We start from the raw sequence: 13,744 nt of genomic DNA, 5'->3' as shown, positions 1-13,744 counted from the left end.
TTGTAACCGCGCAGGCTGAAGGCCTGCTTGGTGGGAAGAATTAAACTCAAACGTCTTTGATATCGACGCGGTACGCTTTTTCGTTGAGCGGTACCCACGGACGCTTGATGTGCGGCGGGCGGCGGAACTCGGAATTGGCGTCCAGACCGCGCGTGAGTTCATCACGCCATGCCTGATAGGTTTTAAAGTTGTTCTCGTAGTTGACAACGATATCACCGATTTTGTCACCCGGCTGCGCAGGCTCCAGGATAACTTTCTGGTGCCAGCAGTGCATACCGGAGATCGGGTCCGGGTGCGTCGGAGCGACGGCATTCTGCCAGGAGCCGGAAAGGCCGTCCCACCAGATGTTGTCGCTGTCTTTGTTGTACGCTGCGAAACGCTTGGTGTGGAACGGATGGATACCCTCAACGTATTTGAGTTTACCCGTTTTACCGTCCATCTGCATCTCTGCCGTCGGAACACCGAAGCTGTTCATGCCGGCCGTACCGTCATAATCAGCGACTTTGATCGCACCGTCAGCCGTACCCGCACCTTCCGGTGAGGCCTGCAGGAATGCCGGATCAGTCATGTCGCCGGAACCGACGGTGATGTCTTCGACTTTACCGTCGGAAACACCGTTCGGGATCGTGACGGAGTTTTTCAGCTTCCAGCGGCCGCCGTGGTGTGAACAGGCGAGGACGCCCGGCATCTGACCTTCGGTCGGTACCGCCATTGCGACGAAGTAACCGCTGTCGAGGCCGGAGACCGTATCCGTAATGCGGACACGGATCGCGTCACCGCGCTTGAAGCCCATGCGCTTCGCATCCTGCGTGTTGATCCAGATCGGGTCGTGGTTCTGGGAGATCTCCATCAGGTGCTTGGAGTTCGCAGAACGCGTGTGGATGTTGTACGGCAGACGGAAGACCGTGTTGAGCGCAAATTCGTTGTCCGCTTTCATGTACATGTGGTTGACATGAGACACGATGTGCGGCATCGCTGCTTTCTCTTCGTCGTTACGCGGGTAGAACGGTACCGCGTACTCCGGCCATTTCCACTCGTCTGCAAGCCACTCGGAGAAGAAGTCGAGTTTCTTGTCGAGTGTCGCGAAACCGTCCATCTTCTTGCCGTCGATTTCGATACCGATCGGCTGTTTGCCGTCTTTGTACTTCCAGGCGTCGCCGTGGGCTTCCGCGTAGAGTACACCCGTCTCGTCGTCTTTCTCGACGTGGTGCTTGTTGAACTTGTGACCGTGGGCGATCAGGTTGTCGCCCTCTTCTTTTATCTCGCGTTCCTGCGCGTGGTAGATGTTGCTCTCTTCGAGCCATGCACCGTGGTCACGCATGAAGTTGTAGACCGGGTATTCGCTGTCTTTGTAGCGCGGGTCGGTCGTGGCCGTCTTGTACAGGTTCGGCAGGTTGTCGCCGAACGCCGCGTCGTACCACTCGGCGATCGTAACCGCCTGGCCCGGGTTGCGCTTGGATTCCCACATCTTCTTGATGCCGAGGCTTCCGTCAGGGTCAACGTATTTGAAGCCCATTTCGAACCAGAATTCGTTCTCTTCCCAGACTTCGCCCAGACCCGCTTTGATGTGCGCTTCGAGCGTTGCACGGTTCGGGTTCTTCGGTTTCCAGCCCGCTTTTTCAAGCGCAACACGCATGACCGGCTGGCGGAAAGAGGTCCAGCGCGCCGGCATCGTCGCTTCGGAGTGCTGGTCGTGGCGTTCGCCCGCCAGACCGACCGGCAGGACGTAGTCGACGTGCCAGTTTGTCTCGGACCATGTCGGTGACAGGTTGAACGTCAGTTCCATCTTGCTTTCGTCTTTGAGGACTTCCAGCCAGCGGAAACCGTCCGGGTTGATCCAGACCGGGTTGTACATACGCGGGATCCAGACAGAGAGTTTCTGCGGAACGTTCAGGCCGCGTTTCTTCCATTTTTCCTGCCACTCGACGTCGCTGAGGAGGTGCGGCAGGAGGTAGGACATCTCGTATGTGGAGAGCGGCCACTCCGGCGGCCACGTCAGTTCGTTCCAGACGTCGACTTTCGGGACGTTTGAACCGCTGCGGCCCTGGCCGACAGTCGCGGAACCGCCTTTACCGGCGACGGAAATAACGTGCCAGTGGTGGAAGAAGGTACCGCCGACGGTACCGATCGCACCGCGCAGTGCGATGGCAAGGTAACCCGTACGGCCGGACATCCAGCCGCCGCGGTTGCCGGAAGCAGCCGCACGCCAGAAGTAGGAGCTGATCGCATCGCCGGCCCAGATGAACATCTCGTAGAGTTTCTCGAGTTTGTACGCCGGAACATGCGTCTCTTTGACGGCATATTCGAGTGTATACGGCGCATACATCTCTTTCATGACTTCCAGGAAGCTTTCGAAGCTCTTGTCCGCAGGCATTTTGGAGATATAGCCCTTCTCAACCATGAACTGCAGGTAGTTGCGGTTCTTCATCAGGGTTTCCCAGTTGAACCACTTCTTGACGAATTTCTTGTCAACCTGCCCTTCCTGGAGGATACGGTTGGCAAGGTAGAGGTAGACAACCGGCTCTGTTCCCGGCCATGCCGCGATCCAGAGGTCCGCCATACCGGCGGAGTTTGACATACGCGGGTCCATAACGACCAGGCGTGCGCCTTTTTTACGTGCGTCGGCGATGAAACCGGCGGACTGCTGGAAGTAGTGGCCGGCATCCGCTGCGTGCGAGGAGTTCAGGAAGACGAGCTTTGCGTTCGCCCAGTCCGGACTCGTACGGTCATCGTTCGCCCACTGGATCGTCGGTGTACGACCGCCGGAGGAACAGATGTTGGTGTGGGAGTTGAAGGCGTCCTGCTTGAACGTCGTCCAGACCTGACCCGTGAAGCCGTTCTCGTTCGGACGGCCGACGTGGAACATCAGGGACTTGCGGGAGAGCTCGTCGCCTGTTTTGAGCGTATCGTTCATCTTTTTACCGATGGTGCTCATCGCCTCGTCCCAGGTCGTACGGATCCATTTACCTTCACCGCGCTTGGAGCCCGGTGCACGCTTGATCGGGAACGCCAGGCGGTCCGGATCGTACATCTGTGACTGTGTCGCGTAACCTTTGGCACAGTTACGGCCGCGGGAGCCCGGGTGCAGCGGGTTACCCATGTATTTTTTGACCGTGAAGGACTTCTTGTCGATCCACGCCGTCAGACCACAGGAGGCCTCACAGTTGGAACATGCTGTCGGGACGATCGCGAAATCATTGACATAGATACCGTCCGGGTTCTCTGCGCTCTGGACGCCTTTGCGGGCGATACCGCCGCGCTTCCAGTCGTCGCCGTCGAGCTCTTTGAAATCATCCCACTGCTCGAGCGGCGGGTAGAAGGAGAGTGAGTCCGGTGTGTTGGTGAATTTGCTTTCTTCAACGGAATCCGCGATGGCGTCCGTCGTGAAAACCCCTTTGGCTACAGCGGCGCCGGCAACCGTAAATGCCGCGCCTTTGAGAAATGTTCTTCTGCTTTCTTTATACATTCTTCGATTCCTTCGTTTAGCTCATTGGCAGGAGTTGCGGAATGACAAGCCAGACGTGCTTGACGATCCAGAGTCCCACGATCGCAGAGAGTGCTGCAACTTTCAGCAGGCCTGCAGAGCGGTTTGTTACGCTCAGGATGACAAGGACGAACGGTGCAATGAAGGCCAGGACCTGACCGACCCAGAACATCGTCGTATACTCGCCGTGGCCTTTGACCGCTTCAAGTGTTGCCGCAACCTCTTCTGCTTTGATCGGACCGAAAACCAGCTCGGACATATAGAGGATGAATGCCGCCAGCGCGGAGAGTCCGAGAACGACCGCGAGGTCGCGCTTCGCTTCGTACGGCAGGTTGCCGCCCATCAGCAGGAGCGTCGCGGAACCCGTCAGGGTCGCCGCCAGGATCATCTGTGCCGCTTCCGTCGGCATCTGCCACAGTTCGCGTGCCGTCGCTTCTGCCATGATAGCCGCGGTGTAAAGCGTGACAGGGACTGCCAGGATGACCGCCCATACCAGGAGCTTGTCAAAAAGCGCGTTGTCCTTTTTGATGAAGGTCGCAAACGCCATACCGAACAGCACGAGGACGAGGATCGTAACGATCCAGGCACCGACGGTAATCGCCGACGTCCAGTGCGGGTGGAAGAAGATGTGCCAGAAGCGGAACATCTGGTGCAAGTCGATGACCGTAAAGAACAGGAAAATATGGATGAAGACGATGGAGACCACCGTCACCGGGAAGCGCAGGCTTCCAGCCGCTTCCGGGTAGCGCTTCAACAGGTAGAAGAGCATGAAAATAACACCGGTACCGATGCTTTTCGCCCACATGTTCATTGTAATGATCCATCCCCAGACGATACCCGGGAGTCCGGCGTCGAGTGTGACGACGGCGTTTGTCGCAGCTACAGCTTCATGTACCATTAGTGGTGTCCTCCTACCGGCATGTGTGTCGTCAGCTTGTTGAAGAGCTGGTGACCTTCGACTCTGAACGACGCCAGAGGATTGAGGGTGACGTTGCCGCCGCCGACATAGTAGTGGTGCGGATCCGTACCTTTTTCCGGTTTGCGGACCTGTACATCACCCTGATGGTTCTGGATGTACTTGCTGATGTTGGACGTCGGATCGTCCAGGTCGCCGAAGATGTTCGCTTCGACCGGACAGGCAACAACACACGCCGGCATAAGGCTGGAAGCGATACGGTGGGCACAGTACGTACATTTGTCCGCCGTCTGTGTTTCCGGATCGATGTAGATCGCACCGTACGGACATGCCATGACACAGCCCGCACAACCGATACAGCGCTCTTTGTCAATGTTCACGATACCGTTGTCGATGTAGTGCAGCGCGCTGACCGGACAGATGCGCTCACACGGCGCATTGTGACAGTGGTTACAGCGCAGCGGGGTAAACGTCCGTTTTGTCTCCGGGAACGTCCCTACGTCCACATATTTAACACGAAGACGCCATGTCGAAAGCGGAACTTGGTTTTCCACTTTACAGGCGATCTCACAACCCTTACATCCCATACACAGATGCAGATCAACCAGGAAGCCTAATTGCATGTGTTCTCCTTACACCAGTTTTAAGCGGCACAGACGCTTTTGTATCCTCCGTTTCGGAACGGAAAATGCAAAAGCGTCAGTACGATTATCATGCCTTATAATATTTAAAACCCCCGCAAATAGGGGGATTACAAGGCATTTACGCTACATGGATGCTATCGGATTTAACTTTAACTGAAACTAAATTTGTGGCACACACTTATCAAAAATGGACTGATATGTGTAAAAAATGCGGAGTTGGTAAAATTATTTTTAATAATATAAAAATGAATTGAAGAAGATGTTCAGGCAAATTGAACATCTTCGCTGGATAAGCAGGAGTTATCTTACTCGGCGTTTCCCATGCGGACGCGGACGGACTGTTCGTGTGCCGTCAGCCCTTCCGTGTGCGCGATCAGGGCGCACGCCTCGCCGATTTCGTTGATGGCACCGCGCGAGAATGCGATGACGGAGGACTTTTTCATGAAGTTCTCGACGCCCAGCGGCGAGTAGAAACGGGCCGTGCCGCCGGTCGGAAGCGTATGGTTCGGACCGGCGACGTAATCCCCGATCGCCTCGGGCGTGTAGTGGCCCAGGAAGATGGCGCCGGCGTGTTTGATGGAGGCGAGCAGTTCGAAGGGGTTGTCCGTCGCCACCTCGAGGTGCTCCGGTGCGACCTCGTTCATCAGTGCGACCGCCTCGTCCATATCGCGTGCAACGATAATCGCTCCCCGCTCGACAATGGACTTGCGGGCGATCTGTTCGCGCGGCAGTTTTTGCAGCCAGGCTTCGATCTCAAGGTTGACCTGCTCTGCCAGTTCGGCGGACGGGGTGATGAGGATGGAACTCGCCATCTCGTCATGCTCCGCCTGCGACAGCAGGTCGATCGCGATGTGGTTGGCGTTCGCGCTCGCATCCGCCAAAACACCGATCTCGCTGGGACCGGCGATCATATCGATGTTGACGTCGCCGAAAACGAGCTTCTTCGCCGTGGCGACGAAGATGTTGCCGGGGCCCGTGATGACGTCCACCTTCGGGATTGTCTCGGTGCCGTAGGCCATCGCCGCGATCGCGGAGGCGCCGCCGACCTTGTAGACCTCCGTCACCCCGCAGAGGTGGCAGGCCGCCAGCAGCAGGGCGTTGGGTTCGTTCTCCGGCGTCGGCGTACAGACGACGATCTCCTCGACGCCCGCGACCTGGGCCGGGATGACGTTCATCAGCAGCGAACTGGGATAGGCCGCTTTGCCGCCGGGAATGTAGAGGCCCGCGCGGTCGACCGGCGTCACCTTCTGCCCCAGGATCGTCCCGTTGCTTTCGGTGTCGAACCACGATTTGGGCAGCTGCTTCTCATGGTAGGCCTTGATGCGGTCGTAGGCGAGGTGCAGTGCCGATTTCAGTTCAGGCTCCAGCTGGGCGTAGGCCTGCGCCATCGCATCTGCATTAATCTTCAGCTCTTCGTCTTTTTCAGGCGTCCACTGGTCGAATTTCGCGATGTGGCGTTTCAGGGCCGTATTCTGCTCGCTGCGGATCTCCTTGATGATCCCGCCGACGATAGCGGTGACATGCTCGATATCCATTTTCCCGCGTTCAAGCAGGTTCGAGAAAATCGTGTCGAAGTCGGCGGCGGTCGTCGATGTAAATACCATAATATGTCTCTTTTCTATACTTCTTTGGCGCAATTATAGCCTGTTTGCTTCCGGAATGTCACCCGGCGGGCTCCCGCCGGGTACGTACGGGAAGGATACGCCCCCGGATCAGCCTTTGGGACGGCGGCGGAATGCTTTGTAGGCCGTACTGTCGAGCAGGAACTTGTAGCGGTCGGTGATAAGCCGCTTCATCACGAAGCCCGGGAGGCCTGAGAACTTGATGCGCCCGAAGATGACAACGGCGGCGTTGAAGCGCCCCAGGGCGACCATATACCCTTCCAGGCGGATCGGCCGTTCCACCATCGGTTCACTGCGGTTGCAGCGGAGCAGGTTCAGCACGGCCAGTGCGGCGCTCTTTTCCGCGCCGTTTGCCGTCGCCGGCAGCGGGCGACCGTCTTCGGCGCGGATGTCCGCCACGTCGCCGATCGCGAAGGCATCCTTTTTCCCGACGATCGCCAACGTAGGATGCACGGCGATCTGCCCTTTTTGGTTGCGTTCGACATCCAGCGTATGCACCAGTTTCGGTGCAATGATCCCCCCCGCGTAGATCATGAAATCGAAAGCGACCCTCCTGCCGCTGTCGAGGATCGCCTCGTGCGGCTCCACCGCGGCGACGCGGCTGCCGAAAATGATGTTGACCCCGAGTTTCTGCAGGCGTGCTTTCGCCTTGGACTGCAGGTAGGGGTGCATGCCCGACAGCACCTCGTCGCGCGAGGCGATCAGGTGGACGTCGATGCTGTCGCAGAGCATCCGGTTTTCCCGCATGAACCAGGCGGTATAGTCCGCCAGTTCGGCGGCGATCTCGACGCCGCTGAGCCCCGCGCCGGCAACGACGATGTTAAAACGGCGGCACTCTTCGTCCCCTTCGCTGCTCATGCGCGCAAAGAGCTGCTGTTCGAACTGCTGCCGGAAGCGGAAAGCGTTTTTGAGACTTTTGACGCCATGGGCGTAGTCATGCAGCCCCGGGATCGATTCGGGAAAGAAGGTCCGTGCCCCCATTGCCAGGATGATGTAGTCATAATAGTAGTCACGCGCTGCCGTCACGACCTTCTTCGCCTCGAAATCGATGCCGGTCACTTCGGCTTTGACAAAGGTGGCGTACGCATAGCTTTCGCAGAGAGCGGGAAGATCGACGGTCACGTCGACCAGCGTCGCCTGCTGGGCAATGAGCGCGTAGGCTTCGGTCTGAAGATAGTGAAACGGGTTTTTGTCGATCAGGGTCACCTGGATGTAGGGGCGTGCGCTCAGGTGCTGCATCGCCCGGACACCGGCATATCCCCCGCCGACGATGATGACGCGTTTAGTCATGACTGATCCTTCTTATGCTTACCTCTGCATACGGCGTTCTTCGTATGCCTCCAGGACAATACCCGTGGCCTTCAGAAAATCGGCGGCACCGACAGCCCCCGGGATTGCCGGGAACATCACTTCGCCGCTGCCCTCAAGGAACCAGAGCGCCGGCGTTCCGGGGCTCCAGAGCTCCCGTGGAACGTTATCGCCGTCGTCCGTATAGGCGATCACATTGACGAACTTCCCGTTGAGGCGTTCAATCACCTCGGCGTTTTTAAAGGTCGTCGCCTCCAGGTGGCGGCACCATTTGCAGCTGTGGCGGGAGAAGACGAAAAAGAGCGGTCTGTCCAGTGTCTTCGCTTTGGCGAGGGCGGCTTCAAAATCCTTTTCCCACCGGATTTCCGCTCCGGACAAAAGTGCGGCCGTCAGCGCCAGCAGGAAAAAGAACCTTTTCATTTTTTGATCACCTTCTTGATGATCTCTTTGGCGATCTTCTCGGGACTTTTGCCGGCGACATCGATGACGATGTCGGCCGCTTTCATATAGTGTTTCTCCCGCTCGTCGTAGAGGGAACGGGCGCGGAGCTCATCCTGGAAAAGGGGACGTTTTTTCAGCTTCTTTTCCGCATTGGGGTGGGCGAGTATCCGGCGGTGGATCGTATCGAAATCCGTGTGCAGCAGGACGATGGTGCCGATTTTATGCAGGTTCTTGACCTTGAAGAAGCCGCCGCCCGTTGAGATGAGCGTATGCCGTACATCCGACTCGAGCCAATTGGCGACCCGCTGTTCAATGGCACGGAAATATGCTTCACCCTCCTCTTCAAAGATCTTCTTGATCTTCCGGTTCTCCATACTCTCGATCACATCGTCCGTGTCCAGGGCCACCATGGGGTGCTGTTTGACGATCTCGCGGGCGATACTGCCCTTGCCGACGCCCATGAATCCGATCAAAATAATGTTCTTTGCCATCTTTGTTCCTTCCGGTTATCCTAACTAACCGCTGATATATCTTTGATAAAAACCGCCAGCCAGAGGGCGTCATCCGAGGTCGAGAGCACCCGGTGGCGGCAATGTGCCGGCAGGTGCAGCGTATCGCCGCGCCGTAGCGTCACACGGCGCGCGCCGATCGCCAGCTCCGCCCTGCCCTCGAGCAGCACGACCCACTCATCCTCATCCTGGTCATACCATTCCGTCCGCGCCAGGTTCGAGGCGATCCGTTCGATCCGGACCGCTTCATTACGCAGCAGGACATCCAGCCGCTCTTCGCCCTCCTCCGGGAGGGTGAACTCATAGAGATTCGTCATGCAGCACCATGCGCATCGTCGTCTGCAGCAGCGATCCGACGGCGATGTCGAACCGTGCTTCGAGGAGGTGTATGCCTTCCGGGATCTGCGCGGTCTGCACCATACGGCTGCCCCCGGAGAAAAGCATCCCCGTCGATGCAAAAAGTTCCCTGTCGATCGTACTGAGTGGATGCTCCAAAAACGGATCGATCTCCAGCGCGCCCAGGCTCTTTTCATTGACCAGGTTGACAAGCGGCTCGGGGACGATCAGATAACGGGGTTCTTCCGCATACTGCAGCACTACGTTTCCGCACTCCTCCGTCGCACGGCCGCGCCGGACGATGCTCTGCAGCGTCACCGTCGCCGCATCACCCGTCAGTGACCGGAGCGCCTCTGCCCATTGCCTGGCCGTTGCCTCCAGCTCGCTGCGGAGTGCATTGATTTCCGGTGCCGCCCTCTCGGTGCGTTTGGGAGGCTGTGTGCTCTTCGGCGCCGTTCCGAAAAGCTCCATCAGCGCATCGACCTCGGCCTGGTTCAGGACACCTCCGGCCATCAGAACTGCTCCAGCAGGCGTTTGAAGAGCCCGGCAATACCGCTTTCGCTCGCCTGCACCGTGACGCTGCGGTCGATGTCGGCCATGATGTTCTGCGCAATCGCCTGCAACTCCCGGGTCGGCCGGGCGGTCGGGAATTCGCGGACAAAGCTCGAACGCCGTTTGACGGCATAGGCGACCTTGTCATCCCGGGTCATCTCCCCGAGCAGTTCGAGGCGGAGGTCCGGCCCGATATGCGTTTTGGCGACCGTGCTGATCTTCGCAAAGATATTGTGAGCCTCTTTGGGACTGTGCACCTGGTTGAGGATCATCTTGATATCCTTGCGGCCGCGGGCCGTCACCTTGATCGTGGCATAGGCATCCGTAATGGCGGCGGGATCGGGGACCGTTACGACGATGACGTCATCGGCCGACTGCAAAAAGAGCTGGGTGTGTTCGCCGATGCCCGCCCCGGTGTCGATGAGCATGATGTCGATGTCGTCGAGCACGCCCGTCTCGCCGATAAGCCGTTCAAACATCCCCGCATCGCAATATCGGAAGATCTCCTCCCCGCTTTCGCCGGGAATCAGCAGCAGGTTCTCCCTGACGGGGATGACGACGTCGCGCAGCGCCGCCTCCCCCTTGAGCACATGCAGGATATTGTGCCCGGCCGTCACGTTGAACATGACATCCAGGTTCGCCAGTCCGATATCGGCGTCGAAGACCGCCACCTTCAGGCCGCTGATGGAGAGCAGCAGCGCCAGGTTGGAGGTGATCGTACTTTTACCGACGCCCCCTTTGCCGCTGGTCACGGCGATGAAGCGGGTCCGCTTGGCCTGGCGCATCAACGCGTCCTCCCGGGCAGCAGGGAGAGCGGTATGACGACGCTGTCACGCTCCCGCCAGTGCGGATGGGGCACGGTCAGATCGGGATAATCGAGCGTTCTGCGGTCATAGAAAAGTATGTCGAGGTCCAGGGTCCGCGGGGCGTTGGAAAAGGTGCGTACCCGCCGGAAACGGCGTTCGATACGCAGAAGGTGCCGCATCAGTGCACGCGGCGGCAGCGTCGTCTCGACGAGGAGCACCCCGTTGATAAAATCGGGCTGCTCCGTATAACCGAACGGGGGGTTCTGAAGCAGCGGCGATGCGGAAAGTACATTGATAAAGGGGTCGCGGCGAAGGGAGACGAGCAGCCGTTCGAAGCGCCTGACGACGTCTCCCACGTTGCCGCCGATCCCGATCACCGCCCTGTGCGGCAGCCCGCGCATGGGGAAAAGCCCGGGAAAGTTCCCTGTACGGATCAGGGCCAGGCCCGAGGGGAGCCGCCGCTCGACCATTGGCTTAGGCCTGCTGCGCCGCCTGCTGCGCCGCCTGTTGTGCCACACGGATTTCGTTGAAGATCTGCAGCATGCCGACCATCGCGAGGTGGTAACCGAACGGTCCGAAGCCGACGATGGAGGAGGTACATACCGGTGCGATCATATTCTGCTGTCTGAACTCTTCACGGCGTGCGATGTTGCTGATATGCACTTCGATCGTCGGCAGGCTGACGGCGGAGATGGCATCGCGGATCGCGATGGAAGTATGGGTGTAGGCCGCGGCATTGAGGATGATACCGTTCGCGTCGCCGTAACACTCCTGAATGCGGTCAACGATCTCGCCCTCGAGGTTGCTCTGGAAAAACTCGACTTCCACACCGTTCTGCTCTGCGAACTCTTTCATCTGCTGGTGGATCTGTTCAAGTTTCATCGGCCCGTAAATCTGCTGTTCACGAACGCCGAGCATATTGAGGTTCGGTCCCTGAATGACTGCAATTTTCATTAATCTTCCTTATCTCGTTTTAAAATCGAGTGGGTATTATACGCCTGACTATATTAAAGCGTACTTCTAGGGGCAGCCGATGACGATCCTCATTCCCTCCGCAATCCTCACACCGACCGGCATCACGACCGAACACGCCGTCGCCTTCGAAGAGACCATTATCGCCGTCGCGCCCGCCGATGAGCTCAAAACGCGTTTCCCGGACGCCGAAATCCTCGAAGCGGAAACGCCGACGCTCCTGATGCCGGGACTGGTCAATGCCCACGTCCACCTGGAGTTCAGCGCCAACAAAACCACCCTGAAATACGGTAACTTCCTCACCTGGCTCTACAGCGTGATCGAGGAGCGCGATACCCTCATCAATGCCTGTGGCCGGGAGTGTTTAGAGCGCACCATCGCCATGATGCTTGACAACGGCATTACGGCCTTCGGGGCCATCAGTTCCCACGGCCTGGACCTCGAAGCCGCTGCCGCGGCCCCGCAGAAAGTCGTCTTCTTCAACGAAGTGATCGGCTCGCAGGCGGCGATGGCCGACGCGCTGTACACGGACTTCCTGCAGCGCCTCGATAACGCCAAAGCCGTCGAACGCCCCGGTTTCTTCCCCGCCGTCGCCATCCACTCTCCCTACTCCGTCCATCCCGCCCTCATCAAGCGCGCCCTGCGCGTCGCCCGGGACGAGAATCTGGTCACGACGGCCCACTACCTCGAAAGCCCGGCCGAACGGGAATGGCTCGACCGCAACGAAGGGGAGTTCAAGCCCTTCTTTCACGAGCTGCTCAAGCAGGAGTACGCCGTCAATAACGCCGCTGGGTTCCTCGAGCTCTTTGCCGATACGCCGACGCTGATGACGCATGTCGTCCAGGCGCAGCCCCAGGAGCTCGAAGCCCTCTCACAGGCGGGTCATACCGTTATCCACTGCCCCGTTTCCAACCGGCTGCTCGGCAACGGGGCCATTGACCTTGACGCCCTCGAAGCACATGAACTCCCCTGGCTGACGGGCACCGACGGGCTCAGTTCGAACTACGCCCTCGACCTTTTCGAGGAGATGAAAATCGCACTCTTCATGCATTCGGAGACCCCGCTGCTTCCCCTGGCCCGCCGCCTGCTCAACAGCGTTACCGTCGACGCGGCCAGGGCACTGCGCCTCAACTGCGGCGAAATCGCCGAGGGCAAGGCCGCCGACATGCTCTGGGTTGAGCTGGATCACACCCCCAGCGACGATACGCCGCTGCACCTGCTGCTGCAGCGCTACCCGCTCCGCCAGATCTTCATCGACGGTATCTCACGCAAAGGCTGACCATGCATTTTCTTAAAACGCTGTTCGCTCCCCTGGGCGCATTGATCGACTACATCCAGAACCATTTCAAAGCGCTGCTGTTTTTGCTGCTGCTCTTCATCATCTTTTTCCCGATGCCCGACGACGGGTTTGAAACGGTCAACCTCCAGCGGATCGAGCTGAACGGTCCGATCTTTGACACGACCGATGTCGTACGCGAACTGGATGAAGCCTGTGCCAACCCGCAGATCAAAGGGGTCCTGCTCGTCGCCGACTCCCCCGGCGGTGCGGTGGCACCCTCCGTCGAAGTCGCTTATGCGCTCAAGCGCCTGCATGACGCCAAGCCCGTTGTCGTCTACGCCAAGGGCGTTCTCGCCAGCGGCAGCTACTACGCCTCGATCTGGGCGGACGAGATCATCGCCAATCCCGGCGCCATGGTCGGTTCCATCGGTGTAATCATGCAGGGTGCAAACCTGGAGGGGCTGATGGAGAAGATCGGCATCGGGACCCAGGTCGTCAAAGCGGGCAAGTACAAGCAGGCCGGCACGCCGGACCGCCGGTGGACGCCCTACGAGCGGGCCGAAATCGACAAAGTCATCCAGGACACCTATGCGATGTTCGTCCGTGATGTCGCCGAAGCGCGCGGCCTGGACCCCGCCAAAAGCGCCGAATTCGCCGATGCCCACATCTTCACGGCACGACAGGCCGAGGCCGTCGGTCTCATTGACAGCGTCGGCGTCGAATATGATGCGCAGCGGCTGCTCGAAAACCGCACCGGCGTCACCGAGCCCGTCTGGAATGCGGAGAGTGAAATGGAGCGTTTTTTCCGTACCCTCGGGGCGGAGGGAATGAGCATGCTGCAACTTTATTTCCCGCATATGGTTCTCAAATAAAGA

General features: G+C 58.7%; 14 protein-coding genes. 2 read left to right on the top strand and 12 right to left on the bottom strand.

Going from position 1 to position 13,744, the window contains the following annotated elements; translation table 11 throughout:
* Positions 1 to 46 precede the first annotated feature (46 nt).
* The 12 genes from WCX49_RS05230 to aroQ form a co-directional block, all read right to left on the bottom strand.
* On the bottom strand, positions 47 to 3,466 hold the full coding sequence (locus WCX49_RS05230) for a molybdopterin-dependent oxidoreductase (RefSeq protein ID WP_345986530.1): 3,420 nt from the start codon (positions 3,464 to 3,466) through the stop codon (positions 47 to 49).
* A 16-nt stretch (positions 3,467 to 3,482) separates the two neighbouring features.
* Positions 3,483 to 4,382 carry an NrfD/PsrC family molybdoenzyme membrane anchor subunit gene (nrfD, locus tag WCX49_RS05225; RefSeq protein WP_345986529.1) on the bottom strand — a complete coding sequence of 300 codons (900 nt, stop codon included), beginning with the start codon at positions 4,380 to 4,382 and terminating at the stop codon, positions 3,483 to 3,485.
* Complete coding sequence (locus tag WCX49_RS05220; RefSeq protein ID WP_345986528.1) at positions 4,382 to 5,023, bottom strand: 4Fe-4S dicluster domain-containing protein; 642 nt, start codon at positions 5,021 to 5,023, stop codon at positions 4,382 to 4,384. Before WCX49_RS05220 ends, nrfD begins: the two co-directional genes overlap by 1 nt.
* 326 nt (positions 5,024 to 5,349) lie before the next feature.
* A complete protein-coding gene (gene hisD / locus WCX49_RS05215; RefSeq protein ID WP_345986527.1) occupies positions 5,350 to 6,648 on the bottom strand; it encodes a histidinol dehydrogenase in 1,299 nt (432 codons plus the stop codon).
* Positions 6,649 to 6,756: 108 nt separating this feature from the next.
* The gene (locus WCX49_RS05210; RefSeq protein ID WP_345986526.1) at positions 6,757 to 7,956 is read right to left on the bottom strand and encodes an FAD-dependent oxidoreductase; all 1,200 of its coding nucleotides are present in this window, start codon (positions 7,954 to 7,956) and stop codon (positions 6,757 to 6,759) included.
* Between the two features lie 18 nt (positions 7,957 to 7,974).
* Positions 7,975 to 8,394 carry a thioredoxin family protein gene (locus WCX49_RS05205; protein WP_345986525.1) on the bottom strand — a complete coding sequence of 140 codons (420 nt, stop codon included), beginning with the start codon at positions 8,392 to 8,394 and terminating at the stop codon, positions 7,975 to 7,977.
* Positions 8,391 to 8,906: a shikimate kinase gene (locus WCX49_RS05200; protein ID WP_345986524.1), complete on the bottom strand. Its 516-nt coding sequence runs from the start codon at positions 8,904 to 8,906 to the stop codon at positions 8,391 to 8,393. The genes WCX49_RS05205 and WCX49_RS05200 overlap by 4 nt, the downstream gene beginning before the upstream one ends.
* 20 nt (positions 8,907 to 8,926) lie before the next feature.
* Positions 8,927 to 9,241, bottom strand: a complete 315-nt coding sequence (locus WCX49_RS05195; RefSeq protein ID WP_345986523.1) for a cupin domain-containing protein — start codon at positions 9,239 to 9,241, stop codon at positions 8,927 to 8,929.
* A complete protein-coding gene (locus WCX49_RS05190; RefSeq protein ID WP_345986522.1) occupies positions 9,225 to 9,773 on the bottom strand; it encodes a hypothetical protein in 549 nt (182 codons plus the stop codon). Before WCX49_RS05190 ends, WCX49_RS05195 begins: the two co-directional genes overlap by 17 nt.
* Positions 9,773 to 10,597, bottom strand: coding sequence for a MinD/ParA family protein (locus WCX49_RS05185; RefSeq protein WP_345986521.1), 825 nt, complete (start codon positions 10,595 to 10,597; stop codon positions 9,773 to 9,775). The genes WCX49_RS05190 and WCX49_RS05185 overlap by 1 nt, the downstream gene beginning before the upstream one ends.
* Positions 10,597 to 11,088 carry a 2-amino-4-hydroxy-6-hydroxymethyldihydropteridine diphosphokinase gene (gene folK, locus WCX49_RS05180; protein ID WP_345986520.1) on the bottom strand — a complete coding sequence of 164 codons (492 nt, stop codon included), beginning with the start codon at positions 11,086 to 11,088 and terminating at the stop codon, positions 10,597 to 10,599. The genes WCX49_RS05185 and folK overlap by 1 nt, the downstream gene beginning before the upstream one ends.
* A gap of 4 nt (positions 11,089 to 11,092) precedes the next feature.
* Positions 11,093 to 11,572: a type II 3-dehydroquinate dehydratase gene (gene aroQ, locus WCX49_RS05175; RefSeq protein ID WP_345986519.1), complete on the bottom strand. Its 480-nt coding sequence runs from the start codon at positions 11,570 to 11,572 to the stop codon at positions 11,093 to 11,095.
* Positions 11,573 to 11,651: 79 nt separating this feature from the next.
* Here aroQ and WCX49_RS05170 point away from each other — a divergent pair, with 79 nt between their 5' ends.
* Both WCX49_RS05170 and sppA read left to right on the top strand, forming a co-directional pair.
* Positions 11,652 to 12,869, top strand: coding sequence for an aminofutalosine deaminase family hydrolase (locus tag WCX49_RS05170; protein WP_345986518.1), 1,218 nt, complete (start codon positions 11,652 to 11,654; stop codon positions 12,867 to 12,869).
* Positions 12,870 to 12,871: 2 nt separating this feature from the next.
* A complete protein-coding gene (gene sppA / locus WCX49_RS05165) occupies positions 12,872 to 13,741 on the top strand; it encodes a signal peptide peptidase SppA (protein ID WP_345986517.1) in 870 nt (289 codons plus the stop codon).
* Positions 13,742 to 13,744: the final 3 nt, after the last annotated feature.

It is taken from the genome of Sulfurimonas sp. HSL-1656 (assembly GCF_039645585.1).
GTDB lineage: Bacteria > Campylobacterota > Campylobacteria > Campylobacterales > Sulfurimonadaceae > Thiomicrolovo > Thiomicrolovo subterrani.
This window is presented reverse-complemented; position numbering and strand designations above follow the sequence as displayed.

Bases quoted from the DNA above. Each gene is read 5' to 3' on its own strand.
- WCX49_RS05220 (WP_345986528.1), bottom strand. From the start codon at position 5,023: ATGCAATTAGGCTTCCTGGTTGATCTGCATCTGTGTATGGGATGTAAG.
- nrfD (WP_345986529.1), bottom strand. From the start codon at position 4,382: ATGGTACATGAAGCTGTAGCTGCGACAAACGCCGTCGTCACACTCGAC.
- WCX49_RS05210 (WP_345986526.1), bottom strand. From the start codon at position 7,956: ATGACTAAACGCGTCATCATCGTCGGCGGGGGATATGCCGGTGTCCGG.
- WCX49_RS05195 (WP_345986523.1), bottom strand. From the start codon at position 9,241: ATGACGAATCTCTATGAGTTCACCCTCCCGGAGGAGGGCGAAGAGCGG.
- folK (WP_345986520.1), bottom strand. From the start codon at position 11,088: ATGGTCGAGCGGCGGCTCCCCTCGGGCCTGGCCCTGATCCGTACAGGG.
- WCX49_RS05205 (WP_345986525.1), bottom strand. From the start codon at position 8,394: ATGAAAAGGTTCTTTTTCCTGCTGGCGCTGACGGCCGCACTTTTGTCC.
- WCX49_RS05190 (WP_345986522.1), bottom strand. From the start codon at position 9,773: ATGGCCGGAGGTGTCCTGAACCAGGCCGAGGTCGATGCGCTGATGGAG.
- WCX49_RS05185 (WP_345986521.1), bottom strand. From the start codon at position 10,597: ATGCGCCAGGCCAAGCGGACCCGCTTCATCGCCGTGACCAGCGGCAAA.
- hisD (WP_345986527.1), bottom strand. From the start codon at position 6,648: ATGGTATTTACATCGACGACCGCCGCCGACTTCGACACGATTTTCTCG.
- WCX49_RS05200 (WP_345986524.1), bottom strand. From the start codon at position 8,906: ATGGCAAAGAACATTATTTTGATCGGATTCATGGGCGTCGGCAAGGGC.
- sppA (WP_345986517.1), top strand. From the start codon at position 12,872: ATGCATTTTCTTAAAACGCTGTTCGCTCCCCTGGGCGCATTGATCGAC.
- aroQ (WP_345986519.1), bottom strand. From the start codon at position 11,572: ATGAAAATTGCAGTCATTCAGGGACCGAACCTCAATATGCTCGGCGTT.
- WCX49_RS05230 (WP_345986530.1), bottom strand. From the start codon at position 3,466: ATGTATAAAGAAAGCAGAAGAACATTTCTCAAAGGCGCGGCATTTACG.
- WCX49_RS05170 (WP_345986518.1), top strand. From the start codon at position 11,652: ATGACGATCCTCATTCCCTCCGCAATCCTCACACCGACCGGCATCACG.